Here is an 18800-nt window from a genome sequence, read left to right as displayed (position 1 = left end):
AAATTGTCGTTTATTTATTTAACTGTTTGATTTTATTTGTTATTATTATTTGTTTTGATGTGACTATCTTGTTTTGTATATTCCATATTTACAAATTTGTTCATGACGATTTTAATTTTATCTGCTATGCGCGAGAAACTGATTTGTGATGTTTGTTGGAAAACGATGAGTTGGTTTTAGCAATATTTTTGCATGCCATGGCGGTGGCATAATTGCGAAAGCCGCGCGTGAGCAATGCAATTCTGAGTTATTTAATGACAATAATTTGTTATTGATGCCCGAATTTTCCGGAGGCTGCCGTCAGCAGGTTGCCAACAATTTGCGGACGGGAGTTCATATAGTGGTGCCCGTTGTACTCTACTGCCAGCAGGATGTTGGCTGGTCAGGACACGAACTCTGCTAAGAAGGTGTCATAATGAATGATTCGTTAAAAGCGCAATGTACCGCCGAGTTTTTGGGCACCGGGCTATTTTTGTTTTTCGGCATCGGCTGCCTGAGCGCGTTAAAGGTGGCGGGAGCCAGCCTCGGACTGTGGGAGATATGCATTATCTGGGGGTTGGGGATCTCGCTTGCCGTGTATCTGACTTCGGGGATCTCCGGCGGGCATCTCAACCCGGCGGTGACCGTCGCTTTATGGCTGTTTGCCTGCTTTCCCGGACGAAAAGTTTTCCCCTATATCGTTTCACAGGTTGCCGGCGCCTTTGGCGGCGCGGTGCTGGCCTATGTGCTGTACAGCACGATGTTTACCGAGTTTGAATCCGCCCACCATATCGCGCGCGGCAGCGTAGAGAGCCTGCAGCTGGCGAGTATTTTCAGCACCTACCCGGCGGCATCGCTGAGCATCTGGCATGCGGCGCTGGTTGAAGTGGTGATCACCTCCATGCTGATGGGGATGATTATGGCGCTGACCGACGACGGCAACGGCGTACCGAAAGGGCCGCTGGCCCCGCTGCTGATCGGCCTGCTGGTGGCGGTAATTGGCGCTTCAACCGGGCCGCTGACCGGCTTTGCGATGAATCCGGCGCGTGATTTTGGGCCGAAGCTGTTTACGTGGATGGCGGGTTGGGGCGATATCGCGATGACCGGCGGAAGGGATATTCCGTACTTTATTGTGCCGATTATTGCGCCACTGATCGGCGCTTGTCTCGGCGCGGCCATCTATCGTTATCTGATTGGTAATAATCTACCGTGTAATACCTGTAAATTAGAGGATTAAGGTCACGGCTGAAATAGCCAAAAATTTTCATGAACCGGTATCACGAACTCGCCAAAAACGTCTCCCACGGATGGGAGACTTTTGCTATCGTATTATTCTTTTATCGTTGGCGGCAATTGATGATGAAAGGAAGTAAATATTAAAGAAATGTTTTATTTATAACAAAAAATTAACTGAGAGGTTTTATCATGATTTCTGCGAGCACACTGAACTCAGAACTCATTAATAAAATCGCACAGGATTTTGCGCAGGCCACCAGTCTGGCGGTGGTGGTCGTCAATATTCATGGTGATGAAATATCTGAACTGTTTAACTTCACACCTTTTTGCCAGCTGATGCGCCAGCATCCCCAGCACAGCACCCGCTGTCGAATGAGCGACCGCTGCGGCGGGCTTGAGGCGTCTAAAACCGATCAGCTCTGTATCTACCGCTGCCACGCCGGGTTAACCGATTTCTCCATTCCTCTGGTCATTGCCGGGCACCTTGTGGGCTTTGTGCTTTGCGGCCAGGTGCGCTTAAGCAACGATGTTGAACTGGTCGATATCCTCAACGTGGATGACCGCTGGCAGGCCGACCCTGAGCTGCTTAAAGCGTTTCGCGACGTGCCGGAAATGGACTACTCCAGAGTGATTGCTTCTGCTGATTTACTGAAGCTTATCGTCGAAAACTGCCTTAAAAAACAGCTCAACTTTGTGGTGATTAAAGATAATCCCCAGCAGCCGGAACCTGCGCGCGCCAGCCGCGTTGCCAGCCCTCATGACAGTAAAATGAAGAAGGCGCTGCGCTACATTGATGCCCATTTATCCGACGAGCTTCGCCTGGAAGACGTCGCCGCTCACGTTTATCTCAGCCCCTATTACTTCAGTAAGCTGTTCAAAAAATATCAGGGTATTGGCTTTAATGCCTGGGTGAACCATCAGCGGATGGTGAGCGCCAAAGAGCTGCTTTGCCACAGCGACTGGAGCATCGCCAGCATTGCGCGGAATTTAGGATTTTCGCAAACCAGCTATTTTTGCAAAGTTTTTCGCCAGGCCTATCAGGTGACTCCGCAGGCCTATCGCCAGCAAATTAACGCCAGATCACAAACTGAGTCATTTTAAATGACAATAATTTGTTATTGCCGATTTTTGTTATGCCCGCGTATCTGGCTCATTATAAAATGAAAATATCTCATTCAGAGCAATAAATTGTCATAGCGCAACAAATTAATAATGAGAGAACGATAAGCTGCACCAGTTTTTATTTATTTGATGAGATAGAGTGATATCCGAAATGGCTTTCAGCGCGCCATCGGCGTAATGAAACGGCTTTGGTAATTAAAAATTAAACACGACGGGAGCCATCCTGCTTCCGTAAGATGTTCCGGGAATCATTCGAGTGGGTTTCATCCCGCTCGATAAAACCGACAGGCGCCAGGGAAGGGGGTGTGAATCCCCCGCAGCCCCCGCTGCTGTGATGCTGACGAACCCATATTTAGCCACTGATCTGCTTACCGGATTGGGAAGGATGGGGGAGGACGACGCTAAGCCAGAAGACCTGCCTGTCGGTAATAATCAACAACTTCGGTGGGAAGTGGGTTGCTCAGATGCGTACAGTCGAAAGACTGGGAATGCACGCAGCCCTACCACCCGGCACAGGATCGGGGTATGGCAGCCAGGCAGCACGCATTCATTCTTGCAGGTACCGGCAGCGGTTGTGGTAAAACTACGGTCACGCTTGGCCTGCTCAGCCTGTTGAAGCAGCGCGGCATGCGGGTTCAGCCCTGCAAAGTCGGCCCGGACTACCTCGACACCGGCTGGCACACCGCCGTCAGCGGCGTCGCTTCCCGCAACCTCGACAGCTTTATGCTCCCGGAGCCGGTGCTTAACGCGCTATTTTGCGAACAGATGCAGCGGGCGGATATCGCGGTCATTGAGGGCGTGATGGGGCTGTATGACGGCTTCGGTACCGACCCTGGCTACTGCAGCACCGCCGCGATGGCTAAACAGCTCGGCTGTCCGGTCATTTTGCTGGTAGATGGCAAAGCGGTTTCCACCTCCATCGCCGCCACGGTGATGGGATTTCAACACTTCGACCCCAGTCTTAACATTGCCGGCGTTATCGTCAATCGCGTCAACAGCGAAAGCCATTATCAGCTTCTCAAAGGCGCCATTGAACACTACTGCGAGCTGCCGGTGCTCGGCTACGTACCGCGAGTGGAAGGGGTGGCGTTACCCGAACGCCATCTGGGACTGGTTACCGCCCGCGAGTCGCTGGTTAACCAGCAGCCGTGGCGCGATTTTGCCCAAACGCTGGCGCAAACGCTGGATATTGAACAGCTTCTTACCCTCAGCCAGCTCTCCATCCTACCCGCCGGGGAGTGGCCGACGCTGCCGTCCCCTGATGCTGGCGCGGGCCTGACGCTGGCGCTGGCCGACGACGAGGCCTTCAACTTTTACTACCCGGATAACCTCTCGCTGCTTGAACGCTGCGGAGTGAATATCGTGCGCTTCAGCCCGCTGCACGATAGCGAGCTTCCACCGTGCCAGATGATTTGGCTCGGCGGCGGCTATCCGGAAATTCATGCTGCCGCGCTGGCGGCCAATACGCCGATGCTGGCGCAGCTGCAGGAGGCGCACCGGCGCGGGGTGGCGATTTACGCTGAATGCGGCGGTCTGATGTATCTCGGCAGCTCCCTGGAAGACGCCAACGGTGATATCTACCCGATGGCCAACCTTATTCCCGGCCATAGCAAAATGGGCAAACGGCTTACCCGCTTTGGCTACTGCGAGGCGCGAGCTATGCGCAAAACGCTGCTGGCGGCGCCGGGCGAAACCCTGCGCGGACATGAATTTCACTACTCGGATTTTACTCCCGAGTCCCCGGCGGTTCTGGCCTGCCGCAAGGTCCGCGACGGTATGACCCTTCAGCAGTGGTCCGGCGGCTGGCAGGTGGGCAACGCGTTCGCCAGCTATCTGCACCTGCACTTTGCGCAGCGCCCCACCATGCTCAAACACTGGCTGGCTGCGGCAAGGAGCGCGCTATGACGCTACTGGCATGGGGCGTTGCCTGGCTTCTCGATTTTATCATCGGCGATCCGCAAAGCTGGCCGCATCCGGTGCGCTGGATTGGCAACTTGATCGCCGCCGTTCAGCGCGGCGTGCGCCGCTATTGCCGTAGCGATGTTGCCTTGCGCATCGGCGGCGGGGTGATGTGGATAGTTGTAGTCGGACTGACGTGGGGCGTCTGCTGGGGCGTGCTGACGCTGGCGCAGAGGATTCATCCGTGGCTTGGCTGGCTGGTTGAGGTCTGGATGATTTTCACCGTGCTGGCCGGACGCTGTCTGGCGCAGTCGGCGCGGGACGTCGAGCGACCGCTGCGCGCGGGGGATCTGGCGGAAAGCCGTAGCAAGCTGTCATGGATTGTCGGGCGCGACACGTCGCAGCTTGCGCCGCAGCAGATTAATCGCGCGGTTGTTGAGACGGTGGCGGAAAACACCGTTGACGGGATTATCGCGCCGCTCTTCTTCCTGCTGCTCGGCGGCGCGCCGCTGGCGATGGCCTATAAAGCGGTCAACACCCTGGATTCGATGGTCGGCTATAAGCACGAAAAATACCGCGCCATCGGCATGGTTAGCGCCCGCCTTGATGATGTCGCCAACTTTATCCCCGCTCGCCTGAGCTGGCTGCTTATCAGCCTCGCCGCTCTCCTCTGTGGTGAAGCGAGTGGCCGCGCGTTGCGCATCGGCTGGCGCGATCGCTACAACCACAGCAGCCCAAACTGCGGATGGTCGGAGGCCGCCGTCGCCGGGGCGCTCGGCATCCGGCTTGGCGGCCCTAACGATTACTTTGGTCAGCGCGTGGAGAAGCCGTGGATTGGCGAGGCGACGCGCGACGTTTCCGTAGACGATATTTCCCGAACGATTCGACTGATGTGGGTGTCTTCGACCCTGGCGCTGGCGCTGTTTATGGCGATCCGGTTCTGGCTGGTCGGCGCAGCCTGAGGACAAATGAATGCACTATATCCAGCAACCGCAGGCGATTGAGGCGAAAAGCTTCGACATTATTGGCGACATTATTGTGCAGACCCGCCCGGACTACCGCTTTGCCAGCCCGCTACACGAAGCCATTATCAAGCGGGTGATCCACACCACCGCCGATTTTGACTGGCTGGATATCCTGTGGTTTTCTCCCGACGTGCTTCCTCGCTTAAGCGCCGCCCTGAGCCAGCCCTGCACGCTTTATACCGATACCACCATGGCCCTTTCCGGGATCAATAAAACTCTGCTGGCGAAATTCGGCGGCGAGTGCCGCTGCTATATCAGCGATCCGCGCGTGGTGGCGGAGGCCAAAGCGCAGGGGATGACCCGCTCGATGGCGGCGGTCGATATTGCGGTTGCCGAAGAGGGCGAGAAGGTGTTTGTTTTCGGCAATGCGCCCACCGCTCTGTTTCGTCTGCTGGAGCATGATGTCGCGGTCAACGGCGTGATTGGCGTGCCGGTCGGCTTCGTCGGTGCGGCGGAGTCGAAAGACGCCCTGACGCAGAGCGGCCTGCCGGGCATTGCCGCGCTGGGTCGTAAAGGCGGCAGCAACGTCGCCGCCGCTATCGTCAACGCCATTTTATACCACTTACAGGGGGCGAGATGAGCGAGCAATCCTTCGACGCCCCGGTGTGGCACAACGGCAAGGCGCTGCGTAAAGGCTATACCACCGGATCCTGCGCGACGGCGGCGGCAAAGGTCGCGGCGCTGATGGTGATGCGCCAGCACCTCATTCATCAGGTCTCCATTGTGACTCCTTCCGGCGTCACCCTGTGTCTTAACGTCGAATCGCCGCACGTCGAAGGGCAGCAGGCGATCGCCGCGATTCGTAAAGACGGCGGCGATGACGTTGACGCCACCCACGGCATGCTGATTTTCGCCCGCGTGACGCTCGACGACTCCGGCGAGATAACCCTGCGCGGCGGCGAAGGTATCGGCACCATCACCCGTAAAGGAATCGGCCTGCCTATCGGCAGCCCGGCGATAAACCGCACCCCGCGCCACACCATTGAGTCGGCGGTGCGCGAAGCGATAGGCCCGTCGCGTGGGGCGACGGTAGAGATTTTCGCCCCGGAGGGCGAGGAGCGGGCGCAGAAAACCTATAACTCGCGGCTGGGGATCCTGGGTGGTATCTCGATTATCGGCACCACCGGTATCGTGACGCCGATGTCGGAAGAGAGCTGGAAGCGTTCGCTGTCGCTGGAGCTGGAAATTAAGCGCGCGGCGGGGCTGGAGCGGGTGGTGCTGGTGCCGGGCAACCACGGTGAACGCTTCGTACGCGAGCAGATGGGCATCGACTCGCAGGTGGTGGTCACCATGAGCAACTTCGTCGGCTACATGATTGAAGAGGCCGTCCGCCTCGGGTTCCGTCAGATTGTGCTGATTGGCCATCCCGGCAAGCTGATTAAAGTCGCCGCCGGGATCTTCCATACCCACAGCCATATCGCCGATGCGCGCATGGAAACGCTGGTCGCGCATCTGGCGCTGTTGGGGGCGCCGCTGGCGCTGCTGCAACTGGTGAGCGAATGCGATACCACCGAAGCGGCGATGGAGCACATTGACGCGTACGGTTTTCAGACTATCTATAACCATCTTGCTGAACGCATCTGCCTGCGGGTGATGCAGATGCTGCGTTTTACCAAAACGCCGCCCGTCTGCGACGCCATCATGTTCTCCTTTGATAACAAGGTCCTCGGCAGCAATCGCCCGGTGGCCGAGATTGCGCGGGAGATGTCATGTTAACGGTGGTTGGCATGGGGCCGTCAGGCCTGCATTTGATGACGCCGGCGGCGCAAGATGCGGTCGCCAGTGCGGATGCGCTGGTAGGCGGTAAGCGGCATTTGCAGCAGTTCCCCGGATTTCGCGGCGAACGGTTTGCGCTGGGCGCCAATATTGCCGAACTGCTGGTCTGGCTCGGCGAACGCGCAGCGCAGAAGGTGGTGGTGCTGGCCTCAGGCGACCCGCTCTTTTACGGGATCGGCACGCGGCTGATAGCCCACTTTGGCATCGATCGCGTGCGCATTATTCCCGGCATCAGCGCGGTGCAGTATCTCTGCGCGAAGGCCGGTATCGATATGAACGATATCTGGCTGACCAGCAGCCACGGGCGAGACGTCTGTTTTGATGAGCTGGCGCGTCAGCGCAAGGTGGCGATGGTGACCGACGGGCGCTGCGGGCCGCGGGAAATCGCCGCCCAGCTGGCGGCGCGGGGTAAAGGGTATCGCTGGATGGTGATTGGCGAAAATCTGGCGATGGATAACGAGCGGATCCACTGGCTACCGGTCAGTGAGGTCGATGCCGAATATGAGATGAACGCGGTGGTGATCCTCGATGAAAGATGAGCTTTTTCTGCGCGGCGAGAAGGTGCCGATGACCAAAGAAGCGGTTCGCGCGCTGGCGCTGGCCAAACTTGAACTGCACCGGGCAAGCCACCTGATTGATATCGGCGCCGGTACCGGCAGCGTGTCGATTGAGGCGGCGCTGCAGTATCCCTCTTTGCAGGTAACCGCCATCGAACGCAACCCCGCGGCTCTCCGGCTGCTGGACGAAAATCGCCAGCATTTCACCTGCGGCAATATTGAGATCCTGCCCGGTGAAGCGCCGATGGTGATTACCGAGCGGGCCGACGCCATTTTTATGGGCGGCAGCGGCGGCCGTCTCGACGAACTGATTGACTGGTCGTGGCAGCAGCTCTATCCCGGCGGCCGTCTGGTGATGACTTTTATCCTGCAGGAGAACCTGAACGCGGCTCTCGACTATCTGCAGCAGCGGGGGATTACACAGATTGATTGCCTGCTGCTGAACGTTTCATCGCTGACCGCGCTGGGCAGCGGCCACTATTTCAAACCGAATAATCCCGTTTTTGTTATCGCCTGTCAGAAGGAAGAAAACCATGGCTGAGACATTTGACCCCCGTAGTGTGTGGTTCGTTGGCGCAGGGCCGGGCGACCGTGAGCTAATTACCCTCAAGGGCTACCGCTTGCTGCAGCAGGCCCAGGTGGTGATCTACGCCGGGTCGCTGATAAACACCGAGCTGCTGGAGTATTGTCCGCCCGGCGCCGAGTGTCACGACAGCGCCGAACTGCATCTGGAGCAAATTCTCGACCTGATGGAAGCCGGCGTTAAAGCCGGGAAAACGGTAGTGCGTTTACAGACCGGGGACGTGTCGCTGTATGGCTCGGTCCGCGAGCAGGGTGAAGAGCTGACCAAACGCGGTATCGACTGGCAGGTGGTGCCGGGCGTCAGCGCGTTTCTGGGCGCGGCGGCGGAGCTGGGCGTCGAGTACACCGTGCCGGAAGTCTCCCAGAGCCTGATCATCACCCGCCTTGAAGGGCGCACGCCGGTGCCGGCGCGCGAGCAGCTTGAATCATTTGCCAGCCACCAGACTTCAATGGCGATTTACCTTTCCGTGCAGCGCATTCACCGGGTAGCGGAGCGCCTGATTGAAGGCGGCTATCCGGCAACCACGCCGGTGGCGGTGATCTATAAAGCGACCTGGCCGGAAAGCCAGACCGTACGCGGTACGCTGGCGGATATCGGCGACAAGGTACGCGAGGCGGGGATCCGCAAAACGGCGCTCATTCTGGTCGGGAATTTCCTGGGCTCTGAGTATCACTACTCAAAACTCTACGCGGCGGACTTTAGCCATGAATACCGTAAAGCCTGAATCAATCGCACTTTTCTGCCTGACGCCAGGGGGCGTTCGGCTGGCGAAACGGCTGGCGGCGATGCTGCCGTTAACCTGCTTTACCAGCGAGAAGCTGCTGGAAGAGGGTTTTCTCCCCTTTGAAAACGGTTTTGCCAGCGCCGCGCGCGAGGCCTTCAGCAGCTATTCGGCGCTGATTTTCATCGGCGCCACCGGGATCGCGGTACGCGTGCTGGCCCCGCTGGTCAATGATAAGTTCGGCGATCCGGCCGTGGTGGTGATCGACGAACGTGGCCAGCACGTCATTAGCCTGCTTTCCGGCCATGCGGGGGGCGCGAATGCCCTCAGCCGCTATCTGGCCGGGATGCTCGGCGCCGACCCGGTGATCACCACCGCCACCGACGTCAACGAGTTGGCGGCCCTGGATACGCTGGCATTCCAGCTTAATGCCCGGATGAGCGACTTCCGCGCGGCGGTGAAAACCGTCAACCAGATGCTGGTCAGCCATCAGCGCGTCGGTCTGTGGTGGGACGAAGAGCTGGATGAAGACGTCCGCCACTGCGACCGGCGGGGGTTTATCACCGTGGCCGATCTGCACCAGCTTCCCGAGCTGGATGCGCTGGTCTGCGTCACGCTGCGCAACGAACTGCCGCCGATCGCCGTGCCGCACTGGAAGCTGGTGCCGCAGCGGGTGGTCGCCGGAATTGGCTGCCGCCGCGATACGCCATTCCCGCTATTAGCGGCGCTGCTGGCGCGCCAGCTTGAGGCGCAGCGCCTGGATCCGCTGGCGCTGAAAGCTATCGGCAGCGTCACGCTGAAGAAGCACGAGCAGGGGCTGATTCAGCTGGCTTCCTGCTGTCGCGTACCGTTCGAAACCTTTCCCGCTGATGCCCTGCGCGAGCATGAGCATCACTTTCCCGCTTCATCGTTCGTCAGAAAAACCGTCGGCGTGGGGAGCGTATCCGGTCCGGCGGCCTGGCTGCTGAGCCATGGGCAACTGTTAGGCGAAACCCTGCGCGAACAGGGCGTCACTATTACTTTGGGAGTTTCACACTGATGTTAAGCGTAATCGGAATCGGCCCTGGCTCGCAGTCCATGATGACCATGGAGGCCATTGAAGCGCTACAGGCGGCGGAAATCGTCGTTGGCTATAAGACCTACACGCACCTGGTGAAAGCCTTTACCGGCGATAAGCAGGTGATTAAAACCGGAATGTGCAAAGAGATTGAGCGCTGCCAGGCGGCGATTGAGCTGGCGCAGGCCGGGCATAACGTGGCGCTGATCAGCAGCGGCGATGCCGGTATTTACGGCATGGCCGGACTGGTGCTTGAACTGGTCAGCAAGCAGAAGCTGGATGTGGAAGTCCGCCTGATCCCGGGGATGACCGCCAGCATTGCCGCCGCCTCGCTGCTGGGCGCGCCGCTGATGCACGACTTCTGCCATATCAGCCTCAGCGACCTGCTGACCCCGTGGCCGGTGATTGAAAAACGCATTGTCGCCGCCGGGGAAGCCGACTTCGTCATCTGTTTTTATAATCCGCGCAGCCGCGGCCGCGAGGGCCATCTGGCGCGCGCCTTTGAGCTGCTGTCGGCCAGTAAAAGCGCGCAGACCCCGGTGGGAGTCGTGAAATCCGCCGGACGTAAAAAACAGGAGAAATGGCTGACTACCCTGGGGGAGATGGATTTTGCACCGGTCGATATGACCAGCCTGGTGATCGTCGGCAACAAAGCGACGTATATCCAGGATGGCCTGATGATCACGCCGCGAGGCTACGTGCTGTGAGCCACGGCGAGGTGCTGGTGATGGGCGGAACCAGCGACGCGAGGGCGCTGTGTCAGCAGCTTGACGCGGCGCAGGTCCCCTACACCCTGTCGGTGGCGACGCCCACCGGTCAGCAGCTGGCGGGGGATATTCGCGGCCAGGTGCGCTGCGGGCGCCTCGAGCTGGAGGAGATGATCGCCTGGCTGAAGGCTAACCGGACCCGCTGGGTGATCGATGCTTCGCACCCCTACGCCGAAGCGGTAAGCCGCAATATCGTCCGGGCCTGTGAAACCGCCGGCGTGCTGCTGAGCCGCTATCAGCGCCCAGAGCAGCTGAGCGGCCTGACGCATCCGCTGCTCTATACCGTGGAGAGCATTGAACAAGCCTGCGAGGTGGCGCGGCGTTTCGGCCAGCGCGTGCTGCTCACCACGGGAAGTAAAGATCTGGCGCGCTGGCGGGCGGGATTAGGTGACAAAACGCTGCTGGCCCGGGTGTTGCCGGTCGCCGATGTCATCGCGCAATGCGCCGCGCTGGGGTTTGGCGTTGGCGAGATTTTCGCCCTGTGCGGGCCGTTCAGCGCCGCGTTCAACGCCGCTTTTTACCGCCAGTGCCGGGCCGACGTGGTGATCACCAAAGCCTCCGGCGCCGAAGGTGGCTATCAGGAAAAAGTACAACCCTGTCTGGATGCCGGTATCCCCTGCATCGTGATTACGCGCCCGGCGCCGCTGGTGACGGGTGAAGAGTTACTGGAAAGTCAGGCTGCCTTTGCCCGGCGCTTATCGCGCTGGCTGGCCGCTGCTTAAGGAGTCAGAAATGAAAAAAGCGCTTCTGGTGGTCAGTTTTGGCACCAGCTATCCCGACACCTGTGAAAAGAACATCGTCGCCTGCGAGCGCGAGCTGGCGGCCAGCTGTCCGGACCGCGACACGTTTCGCGCCTTCACCTCCGGGATGATTATCCGCAAGCTCAAACAGCGCGACGGTATCGAGATTGATACGCCGCTGCAGGCATTGCAGAAGCTGGCCGAGCAGGGCTACCAGGATGTGGCGATTCAGTCGCTGCACATTATCAACGGCGATGAGTATGAAAAGATCGTCCGCGAAGTGCAAAGCCTGCGCCCGCTGTTCCTCCGCCTGACGCTGGGGGCGCCGCTGCTGAGCAGCCATAACGATTATGTCCAGCTGATGCAGGCGCTGCGCCAGCAGATGCCGCCGCTTGCTGCCGATGAAACGGTGGTCTTTATGGGCCACGGCGCCAGCCATCACGCTTTCGCCGCCTACGCCTGTCTGGATCATATGATGACGGCGAAGGGATTTCCGGCGCGGGTCGGCGCGGTCGAGAGCTATCCGGAAGTCGATATTCTTATCGATAGCCTGCGCCAGCAGGGGGTGAAGGGCGTACACCTGATGCCGCTGATGCTGGTGGCCGGCGATCACGCCATTAACGATATGGCCTCGGACGAAGAGGACTCCTGGAAAACGCTGTTCAACGCCGCCGGTATCACGGCGACGCCCTGGCTGAACGGGCTGGGAGAGAATCCGGCGGTGCGCGCAATGTTCGTCGCTCACCTGCAGCAGGCGCTGAGCCTGGCAATGGAGGAGGCGGCATGAGCGGCAAACTATATGCCTTAAGTACCGGCCCTGGCGCCGCCGACCTGATCACCGTGCGCGCGGCGCGGGTGCTGGGCACGCTGGACATTCTCTACGCGCCCGCCGGACGTAAAGGCGGCGACAGCCTCGCGCTCTCCATCGTGCGCGAGTATATCGGCGAACGGACCGAAGTACGCTGCTGCCATTTCCCGATGAGCGCCGACAGCGCGGAAAAAGAGGCGGTGTGGGATGAGGTTGCCGCCGCGCTGGTTCAGGAAGTGGAAGCGGGCAAGCAGGTCGGCTTTATTACCCTCGGCGACGCCATGCTGTTCAGCACCTGGGTGTTCTTACTCCAGCGTATCGGCTGCCCGGAGTGGCTGGAGGTTGTTCCCGGCGTCACCTCTTTTGCCGCCATTGCCGCGCGTTCAAAAACGCCGCTGGCCATGGAGCAGCAATCGCTGGCGGTGATCTCCTGCACCGCGCCGGAAACGGAAATCGAGCAGGCGCTGCGCCAGCATGAAAGCCTGGTGCTGATGAAAGTGTACGGGCGGTTTCCCCGCATCAAAGCGCTGCTGGCGAAAAACGGTCTGCTGGATGCCGCGCTGATGATGTCTGAAGCCACGCTGCCGGGCGAGCAGTGCTGGCGCCATCTCAATGACGTCAGCGACGACCAGCCGCTGCCCTATTTCTCGACCATTCTGATCAATAAACAGTGGGAGTATGCAGAATGAAACTTGAACAACAGCTAAAACAGCTGTCTTTCAGCGGGTTAGCTGCGGCGCTATTGCTGATAGTGGTTCCCGAAAAGGCTTTCGCGATGCACATCATGGAGGGGTTTTTACCGCCGATGTGGGCCCTGGCATGGTGGCTGCTGTTTTTACCCTGCCTGTGGTACGGGCTGGTGCGCCTGCGCCGCATTGTGCAGGAAGATAACAATCAGAAGGTGCTGCTGGCGCTGTGCGGGGCGTTTATTTTTGTCCTCTCGGCGCTGAAAATTCCTTCCGTAACCGGCAGCTGTTCCCACCCGACCGGCGTCGGCCTGGCGGTGATTCTCTTCGGGCCTGGCGTGGTGGCAATCCTTGGCGCCATCGTACTGCTGTTCCAGGCGCTGCTGCTGGCGCACGGCGGGCTGACGACGCTCGGCGCGAACGGGATGTCGATGGCGGTCATCGGGCCGGTGGTCGGCTATATGGTGTGGAAAATGGCCTGCCGCGCGGGCATTCGCCGCGACGTCGGGGTGTTTCTCTGCGCGATGCTGGCGGATCTGGTGACCTACTTTGTCACCTCCGTACAGCTCGGCGTGGCCTTTCCGGATCCCGCCGCCGGAGCCACCGGCTCGATCGTCAAGTTTATGGGGATCTTCTGCCTGACGCAGATCCCGATCGCCATTGCTGAAGGACTATTAACCGTCATGATCTATGACCAGTTGACCAAACGTCAGCTGATTACCGCACAGGGGCATTAACATGAAAAAGACGCTGATATTGTTAGCCATGGTGGTGGCGCTGGTGATCCTGCCGTTTTTTGTCGATCACGGCGGCGAATTCGGCGGTTCGGACGGTGAGGCGGAGAGCCAGATTCAGGTGGTCGCGCCGCATTATGAGCCGTGGTTCCAGCCGCTGTACGAACCGGCTAGCGGAGAAATTGAGAGCCTGCTGTTTACGCTCCAGGGCTCTCTCGGCGCGGCGGTAATTTTCTATATTCTGGGCTACAGCAAAGGCAGACAGCGCCGTGATGACCGGGTTTGACCGACTCAGCTATCAGAGCCGCTGGTTTCACGTCGCACCGGAGCGCAAGTTCCTGTTCTGGCTGCTGCTGATGGTGCTGGCTTTTACCCTGCCTCCGCTGGGGCAGGGTATCGAAATGGCGCTGATTGCCGCCTTAACCTGCTGGCTGCTGCGGGTCTCGCCGTGGCGCTGGTGCCGTTGGATGGCGCTGCCGTTTGGCTTCCTGCTGATCGGTGTGCTGACCATTCTGTTCAGCGTTAGCCGCAATCCGCAGGATCTGCTGGTGAGCCTGCCGCTGGGCAGCGTCTGGCTGGGCATGACGTCGGAGGGGTTGACGACCGCCAATCAGACCTTCTGGCGCAGCCTGGCGGCGCTGGCGTCCACCTTCTGGCTGGTGCTGAATCTGCCGTTCCCGCAGCTTATTTTGCTGCTCAAGCGCGGACGGGTACCGCGGCTGCTGACCGAGCAAATCCTGCTGACCTGGCGTTTTATTTTTATTCTTTTAGACGAAGCGCTGGCGATTCACCGTGCGCAAACATTACGTTTTGGCTACCGTAGCGTGCCGAAGGGCTATCGTTCGCTGGCGATGCTGGTAGGACTGCTGTTTACCCGGGTGATGATTCGCTACCAGCAGATGAGCACCACGCTGGATATCAAACTGTATCAGGGTGATTTTCACCTTTAAGGATAAGTATGCTTGCCACGACCGATCTCTGGTTTCGCTATCAGGACGAGCCGGTGCTGAAGGGGCTGACGCTGGATTTTTCCCATCACGCCGTGACCGGACTGGTAGGGGCGAACGGCTGCGGAAAATCCACGCTGTTTATGAACCTGAGCGGTCTGCTGCGCCCGCAGAGCGGGGCGGTGCTATGGCAAGGAAAACCGCTGGACTACAGCAAGCGCGGCCTGCTGGCGCTGCGTCAGCAGGTGGCGACCGTTTTCCAGGACCCGGACCAGCAGATTTTCTATACCGATATCGACAGCGATATCGCCTTTAGCCTGCGGAACCTGGGCGTAGCGGAAGAGGAAATTGCCCGCCGGGTGGACGATGCCCTGACTCTCGTCGATGCCCAGGGGTTTCGTCACCAGCCGATTCAGTGCCTGAGCCACGGGCAGAAAAAGCGCGTGGCGATAGCCGGGGCGCTGGTGCTGCAGGCGCGCTATTTACTGCTCGACGAGCCGACGGCGGGTCTCGATCCTTCGGGACGCGCGCAGATGATCGACATCATTAAGCGTATTGCCGATCGGGGCAACCACGTGGCGATCTCCAGCCACGATATCGATCTGATCTATGAAATCAGCGATGCGGTTTACGTGTTACGCCGCGGCGAAGTGCTGGCGCACGGCGAACCCGGGGAGGTGTTTGCCCGCAGCGAACTGATGGCCCAGGCCGGGCTCACCCAGCCGTGGCTGGTGAAACTGCACGCGCAGCTCGGGCTGCCGCTGTGTAAAACCGAAGAAGAATTTTTTACGCGGATGCGAAGCAACGCGATGAAGGAGGCGTCATGACGCTGGCAATTATGTTACAGGGCACCGCTTCTGACGTCGGCAAAAGCGTGCTGGTCGCGGGGCTGTGCCGCATCTTTTATCAGGACGGGCAGCGCACCGCGCCGTTTAAATCGCAGAATATGGCGCTTAATTCCGGTATCACGCCGGATGGCAAAGAGATGGGCCGCGCGCAGATTTTCCAGGCCGAAGCGGCGGGTATTATCCCGGATGTGCGCATGAACCCGGTGCTGCTTAAGCCAACCAGCGACCGCAAAGCGCAGGTGGTGCTGATGGGCAAGGTGGCGACCGATATGGACGCGGTGAGCTATCACGAATATAAACCGCGCCTGCGGGAACAGATCCTCGCGGTTTATAACAGCCTGGCCGCCGAACATGATGTGCTGGTGCTGGAAGGGGCAGGAAGTCCGGCGGAGATCAATCTGCGCGATCGCGACATCGTCAATATGGGCATGGCCGAGATGGCCCAGTGCCCGGTGATCCTCGTGGCGGATATCGATCGCGGCGGCGTATTCGCCTCTATCTACGGCACGCTCGCGCTGCTGCACGATCGCGAGCGAGCGCGGGTCAAGGGCGTGATTATTAATAAATTTCGCGGCGACGTGGCGCTGCTGTATTCCGGGATCGAGCAGATAGAAGCGCTCACCGGCGTCCCGGTGCTCGGCGTCATGCCGTGGCTGGATGTCGATCTTGAAGATGAGGACGGCGTCGCGCTGCAAAAAGGGAAATATCTGCGCACCGACAGGCGCGATATTGAGATTGCCGTAATTCAGGTGCCGCACATCTCCAATTTTACCGATTTCAACGCGCTGGCGGCGCAGCCGGACGTCCGCGTCCGCTATGTTCGCCAGCCGCAGGAGCTGGCGGGCGTGGATATGGTGATCCTGCCGGGCAGTAAAAATACGCTCGGCGACCTCGGCTGGCTGCGCGAGAGCGGCATGGCGCATGCGGTACTGCAGGCCCGGCGTCAGGGCGCACCGGTGCTGGGGATCTGCGGCGGCTATCAGATGCTCGGCGAAACCATTATCGATGAGGTAGAGTCGGGGCTTGGCACGCAGCCGGGGCTGGGGTTGCTAAATACCGTCACCCACTTTGCGCAGAGCAAGACGACGACCCAGGTAACGGCGACCCTGGCAACAGCGCTGCCGGCGTGGCTGGCGGCGACGGCGGGGCTGGCCGTAAGCGGCTACGAAATTCATATGGGCGAAACCGAGCTGCGCGACGGCTGCCGTTCGCTGATGCAATTACATAAAGGCAGCCTGAGCGTGGCGGACGGCGCGGTCAGCGATGACGGCCTGGCGTTTGGCACCTATCTGCACGGCCTGTTCGATAGCGATGCATTTACCCGCGCGCTGGTTAACGGCCTGCGCCAGCGTAAAGGGCTGGCGGCGCTGGATAGCGATTTCGAGTATGCGCAGTATAAATCGCGCCAGTTCGATCTGCTGGCGGACGCGATGCGTCAGCATATTGATATCGAAAAAATCTACGCCATCATGCGCCAACATCAGGAGCCCGTATGCTGACTTTAGTGACCGGCGGGGCGCGCAGCGGTAAAAGCCGCCATGCCGAAGCGCTGATCGCCCATGCGCCGCAGGTACTGTATATCGCCACCTCGCAGGTCTTTGATGACGAGATGGCGGCGAGGATCCAGCACCACCGCGACGGCAGGCCCGCGCACTGGCGCACCGCCGAGCGCTGGCAGCAGCTTGATGAGCTGATCACCCCGGATATCGCCCCAGAGGAGGCGATTTTGCTGGAATGCATCACCACCATGGTGACCAACCTGCTGTTTGCGCTGGGGGGCGACAGCTCGCCGGACGGCTGGGATTATGCGGCGATGGAGCGGGCGATCGACGCCGAAATCGCGGTACTGATTGCCGCCTGCCAGCGCTGCCCGGCCCGCGTGGTGCTGGTGACCAACGAGGTAGGGATGGGGATTGTGCCGGAAAACCGTCTTGCCCGCCATTTCCGCGATATCGCCGGACGCGTCAACCAGCGCCTTGCGGCGGCGGCAGACGAGGTGTGGCTGGTGGTGTCGGGCATTGGCGTAAAAATCAAATAGGCCAGGCGCGCCGTAACGGGCGTTATTCTTCCTGCTGGCTCTGCTATGAGTCAGCCAACAAGACGAGAACCTCTATGCAAAGCTTAACCTCTCTACTGGGCGCGATCCCTGCGCCTGATGAAAACGCGATGGCGCGCGCCCGGCTTCATATTGATGGTCTGCTGAAACCGCCCGGAAGCCTTGGACGCCTTGAAGATCTTGCCGTGCAGCTGGCGGGTATGCCCGGTCTTGAAGGCGTGCCGCAGGTGAAAAAAAAGGCGCTGCTGGTGATGTGCGCCGACCACGGCGTGTGGGACGAAGGGGTCGCCATTTCGCCAAAAGCGGTGACCGCAATTCAGGCGGCGAATATGACGCTGGGCAAAACCGGCGTTTGCGTACTGGCGGCGCAGGCGGGCGCGAAGGTGCACGTGATTGATGTTGGAATCGATGCCGAGCTGATACCGGGCGTCATCAACATGCGCGTGGCGCGCGGCTGCGGCAATATCGCCGTTGGTCCGGCAATGCGCCGCAGCCAGGCGGAAGAGCTGCTGCTGGAGGTGATGCGCTATACCCGGGGGCTGGCGGAGGATGGCGTCACGCTGTTTGGCGTCGGGGAGCTCGGAATGGCCAATACCACCCCGGCGGCGGCAATCGTCAGCGTCCTGACCGGCAGCGATGCCCAGGAGGTGGTGGGAATTGGCGCTAATCTGCCGTTGGCGAAGGTCGGCAATAAAGTTGAGGTGGTACGACGGGCCATCGCCGTTAACCGCCCCGATCCGCATGATGGTCTGGACGTGCTGGCAAAAGTGGGCGGTTTTGATTTATTGGGGATGACGGGTGTGATGCTGGGCGCGGCCTCCTGCGGTCTGCCGGTGGTGCTTGATGGCTTCCTCTCCTACGCAGCGGCGCTGGCGGCGTGCAGAATTGCGCCGCAGGTGAAACCCTATCTTATCCCGTCGCACTATTCGGCGGAGAAGGGGGCGCGTACGGCGCTGATGCATCTCGAGCTGGAGCCCTATCTGAATATGGGAATGCGTTTGGGCGAAGGCAGCGGCGCGGCGCTGGCGATGCCGATCGTTGAAGCGGCCTGCGCGATGTATCACGAAATGGGGATGCTGGCGGCGAGCAATATTGTGTTGCCGAAGGGCTGAGAAGGTGAGGGAGCGGCGCTTAGCCGTTCCCTGAATCAGGTATAAGATTTTGCGAATCGCAGAAACAAAAAAACACCCTTGAGGGTGTTTATGATGTTGGTTGCGGGGGCCGGATTTGAACCGACGACCTTCGGGTTATGAGCCCGA

General features: G+C 59.7%; 21 protein-coding genes and 1 riboswitch. All 21 genes read left to right on the top strand.

From position 1 onward, the window contains the following. Nucleotides 1-415 precede the first annotated feature (415 nt). Nucleotides 416-1216, top strand: a complete 801-nt coding sequence (pduF, locus tag IAE27_RS19935; protein WP_004105118.1) for a propanediol diffusion facilitator PduF — start codon at nucleotides 416-418, stop codon at nucleotides 1214-1216. 188 nt (nucleotides 1217-1404) lie between these two features. Further along, complete coding sequence (pocR, locus tag IAE27_RS19930) at nucleotides 1405-2316, top strand: transcriptional regulator PocR (protein WP_064370267.1); 912 nt, start codon at nucleotides 1405-1407, stop codon at nucleotides 2314-2316. A 290-nt stretch (nucleotides 2317-2606) separates the two neighbouring features. Further along, a riboswitch (cobalamin riboswitch) is annotated at nucleotides 2607-2775 on the top strand. A gap of 87 nt (nucleotides 2776-2862) precedes the next feature. Beyond that, nucleotides 2863-4242, top strand: a complete 1380-nt coding sequence (locus IAE27_RS19925) for a cobyrinate a,c-diamide synthase (protein WP_070556860.1) — start codon at nucleotides 2863-2865, stop codon at nucleotides 4240-4242. After that, on the top strand, nucleotides 4239-5198 hold the full coding sequence (cbiB, locus tag IAE27_RS19920; RefSeq protein ID WP_004105111.1) for an adenosylcobinamide-phosphate synthase CbiB: 960 nt from the start codon (nucleotides 4239-4241) through the stop codon (nucleotides 5196-5198). Before IAE27_RS19925 ends, cbiB begins: the two co-directional genes overlap by 4 nt. A gap of 10 nt (nucleotides 5199-5208) precedes the next feature. Further along, nucleotides 5209-5841 (top strand): cobalt-precorrin-8 methylmutase, encoded by a 633-nt coding sequence (locus tag IAE27_RS19915; protein ID WP_135800264.1) that lies wholly within the window; start codon nucleotides 5209-5211, stop codon nucleotides 5839-5841. Then, on the top strand, nucleotides 5838-6977 hold the full coding sequence (gene cbiD, locus IAE27_RS19910) for a cobalt-precorrin-5B (C(1))-methyltransferase CbiD (RefSeq protein ID WP_023330004.1): 1140 nt from the start codon (nucleotides 5838-5840) through the stop codon (nucleotides 6975-6977). The genes IAE27_RS19915 and cbiD overlap by 4 nt, the downstream gene beginning before the upstream one ends. After that, a complete protein-coding gene (locus IAE27_RS19905; protein WP_004114996.1) occupies nucleotides 6971-7576 on the top strand; it encodes a cobalt-precorrin-7 (C(5))-methyltransferase in 606 nt (201 codons plus the stop codon). The genes cbiD and IAE27_RS19905 overlap by 7 nt, the downstream gene beginning before the upstream one ends. Further along, nucleotides 7566-8135 carry a decarboxylating cobalt-precorrin-6B (C(15))-methyltransferase gene (locus IAE27_RS19900; RefSeq protein ID WP_004105104.1) on the top strand — a complete coding sequence of 190 codons (570 nt, stop codon included), beginning with the start codon at nucleotides 7566-7568 and terminating at the stop codon, nucleotides 8133-8135. Before IAE27_RS19905 ends, IAE27_RS19900 begins: the two co-directional genes overlap by 11 nt. Further along, nucleotides 8128-8901: a cobalt-precorrin-4 methyltransferase gene (locus tag IAE27_RS19895; protein WP_004114994.1), complete on the top strand. Its 774-nt coding sequence runs from the start codon at nucleotides 8128-8130 to the stop codon at nucleotides 8899-8901. Before IAE27_RS19900 ends, IAE27_RS19895 begins: the two co-directional genes overlap by 8 nt. Further along, complete coding sequence (cbiG, locus tag IAE27_RS19890; protein WP_135800263.1) at nucleotides 8882-9937, top strand: cobalt-precorrin 5A hydrolase; 1056 nt, start codon at nucleotides 8882-8884, stop codon at nucleotides 9935-9937. Before IAE27_RS19895 ends, cbiG begins: the two co-directional genes overlap by 20 nt. After that, a complete protein-coding gene (locus IAE27_RS19885) occupies nucleotides 9937-10662 on the top strand; it encodes a precorrin-3B C(17)-methyltransferase (RefSeq protein ID WP_004105101.1) in 726 nt (241 codons plus the stop codon). The genes cbiG and IAE27_RS19885 overlap by 1 nt, the downstream gene beginning before the upstream one ends. After that, nucleotides 10659-11444 carry a cobalt-precorrin-6A reductase gene (locus IAE27_RS19880; RefSeq protein ID WP_004105100.1) on the top strand — a complete coding sequence of 262 codons (786 nt, stop codon included), beginning with the start codon at nucleotides 10659-10661 and terminating at the stop codon, nucleotides 11442-11444. The genes IAE27_RS19885 and IAE27_RS19880 overlap by 4 nt, the downstream gene beginning before the upstream one ends. 10 nt (nucleotides 11445-11454) lie before the next feature. Beyond that, entirely contained in the window at nucleotides 11455-12249 is a 795-nt protein-coding gene (cbiK, locus tag IAE27_RS19875; protein WP_004105099.1) for a sirohydrochlorin cobaltochelatase, read from the top strand. Continuing rightward, a complete protein-coding gene (locus tag IAE27_RS19870; protein ID WP_108704605.1) occupies nucleotides 12246-12959 on the top strand; it encodes a cobalt-factor II C(20)-methyltransferase in 714 nt (237 codons plus the stop codon). Before cbiK ends, IAE27_RS19870 begins: the two co-directional genes overlap by 4 nt. Next, on the top strand, nucleotides 12956-13693 hold the full coding sequence (gene cbiM, locus IAE27_RS19865; RefSeq protein WP_004105094.1) for a cobalt ECF transporter S component CbiM: 738 nt from the start codon (nucleotides 12956-12958) through the stop codon (nucleotides 13691-13693). Before IAE27_RS19870 ends, cbiM begins: the two co-directional genes overlap by 4 nt. Before the next feature lies 1 nt (nucleotide 13694). After that, the gene (locus IAE27_RS19860) at nucleotides 13695-13976 is read left to right on the top strand and encodes an energy-coupling factor ABC transporter substrate-binding protein (RefSeq protein WP_004133685.1); all 282 of its coding nucleotides are present in this window, start codon (nucleotides 13695-13697) and stop codon (nucleotides 13974-13976) included. Then, the gene (locus IAE27_RS19855) at nucleotides 13963-14640 is read left to right on the top strand and encodes an energy-coupling factor ABC transporter transmembrane protein (protein WP_004105090.1); all 678 of its coding nucleotides are present in this window, start codon (nucleotides 13963-13965) and stop codon (nucleotides 14638-14640) included. The genes IAE27_RS19860 and IAE27_RS19855 overlap by 14 nt, the downstream gene beginning before the upstream one ends. A gap of 8 nt (nucleotides 14641-14648) precedes the next feature. After that, nucleotides 14649-15464: an energy-coupling factor ABC transporter ATP-binding protein gene (locus IAE27_RS19850; protein ID WP_004105088.1), complete on the top strand. Its 816-nt coding sequence runs from the start codon at nucleotides 14649-14651 to the stop codon at nucleotides 15462-15464. Next, complete coding sequence (locus IAE27_RS19845; protein WP_154022855.1) at nucleotides 15461-16984, top strand: cobyric acid synthase; 1524 nt, start codon at nucleotides 15461-15463, stop codon at nucleotides 16982-16984. The genes IAE27_RS19850 and IAE27_RS19845 overlap by 4 nt, the downstream gene beginning before the upstream one ends. After that, nucleotides 16978-17523, top strand: a complete 546-nt coding sequence (cobU, locus tag IAE27_RS19840; protein ID WP_004105085.1) for a bifunctional adenosylcobinamide kinase/adenosylcobinamide-phosphate guanylyltransferase — start codon at nucleotides 16978-16980, stop codon at nucleotides 17521-17523. Before IAE27_RS19845 ends, cobU begins: the two co-directional genes overlap by 7 nt. A 74-nt stretch (nucleotides 17524-17597) precedes the next feature. After that, nucleotides 17598-18653 (top strand): nicotinate-nucleotide--dimethylbenzimidazole phosphoribosyltransferase, encoded by a 1056-nt coding sequence (cobT, locus tag IAE27_RS19835; RefSeq protein ID WP_004105084.1) that lies wholly within the window; start codon nucleotides 17598-17600, stop codon nucleotides 18651-18653. Nucleotides 18654-18800: the final 147 nt, after the last annotated feature.

Source organism: Klebsiella sp. S69 (assembly GCF_016516145.1).
Lineage (GTDB): Bacteria > Pseudomonadota > Gammaproteobacteria > Enterobacterales > Enterobacteriaceae > Klebsiella > Klebsiella oxytoca.
This window is presented reverse-complemented; position numbering and strand designations above follow the sequence as displayed.

Bases quoted from the DNA above. Each gene is read 5' to 3' on its own strand.
- IAE27_RS19895 (WP_004114994.1), top strand. From the start codon at position 8,128: ATGGCTGAGACATTTGACCCCCGTAGTGTGTGGTTCGTTGGCGCAGGG.
- cbiD (WP_023330004.1), top strand. From the start codon at position 5,838: ATGAGCGAGCAATCCTTCGACGCCCCGGTGTGGCACAACGGCAAGGCG.
- cbiG (WP_135800263.1), top strand. From the start codon at position 8,882: ATGAATACCGTAAAGCCTGAATCAATCGCACTTTTCTGCCTGACGCCA.
- cbiM (WP_004105094.1), top strand. From the start codon at position 12,956: ATGAAACTTGAACAACAGCTAAAACAGCTGTCTTTCAGCGGGTTAGCT.
- IAE27_RS19925 (WP_070556860.1), top strand. From the start codon at position 2,863: ATGGCAGCCAGGCAGCACGCATTCATTCTTGCAGGTACCGGCAGCGGT.
- IAE27_RS19860 (WP_004133685.1), top strand. From the start codon at position 13,695: ATGAAAAAGACGCTGATATTGTTAGCCATGGTGGTGGCGCTGGTGATC.
- IAE27_RS19900 (WP_004105104.1), top strand. From the start codon at position 7,566: ATGAAAGATGAGCTTTTTCTGCGCGGCGAGAAGGTGCCGATGACCAAA.
- IAE27_RS19850 (WP_004105088.1), top strand. From the start codon at position 14,649: ATGCTTGCCACGACCGATCTCTGGTTTCGCTATCAGGACGAGCCGGTG.
- IAE27_RS19915 (WP_135800264.1), top strand. From the start codon at position 5,209: ATGCACTATATCCAGCAACCGCAGGCGATTGAGGCGAAAAGCTTCGAC.
- cobU (WP_004105085.1), top strand. From the start codon at position 16,978: ATGCTGACTTTAGTGACCGGCGGGGCGCGCAGCGGTAAAAGCCGCCAT.
- cobT (WP_004105084.1), top strand. From the start codon at position 17,598: ATGCAAAGCTTAACCTCTCTACTGGGCGCGATCCCTGCGCCTGATGAA.
- IAE27_RS19885 (WP_004105101.1), top strand. From the start codon at position 9,937: ATGTTAAGCGTAATCGGAATCGGCCCTGGCTCGCAGTCCATGATGACC.
- pocR (WP_064370267.1), top strand. From the start codon at position 1,405: ATGATTTCTGCGAGCACACTGAACTCAGAACTCATTAATAAAATCGCA.
- IAE27_RS19905 (WP_004114996.1), top strand. From the start codon at position 6,971: ATGTTAACGGTGGTTGGCATGGGGCCGTCAGGCCTGCATTTGATGACG.
- IAE27_RS19845 (WP_154022855.1), top strand. From the start codon at position 15,461: ATGACGCTGGCAATTATGTTACAGGGCACCGCTTCTGACGTCGGCAAA.
- cbiK (WP_004105099.1), top strand. From the start codon at position 11,455: ATGAAAAAAGCGCTTCTGGTGGTCAGTTTTGGCACCAGCTATCCCGAC.
- IAE27_RS19870 (WP_108704605.1), top strand. From the start codon at position 12,246: ATGAGCGGCAAACTATATGCCTTAAGTACCGGCCCTGGCGCCGCCGAC.
- cbiB (WP_004105111.1), top strand. From the start codon at position 4,239: ATGACGCTACTGGCATGGGGCGTTGCCTGGCTTCTCGATTTTATCATC.
- pduF (WP_004105118.1), top strand. From the start codon at position 416: ATGAATGATTCGTTAAAAGCGCAATGTACCGCCGAGTTTTTGGGCACC.
- IAE27_RS19855 (WP_004105090.1), top strand. From the start codon at position 13,963: ATGACCGGGTTTGACCGACTCAGCTATCAGAGCCGCTGGTTTCACGTC.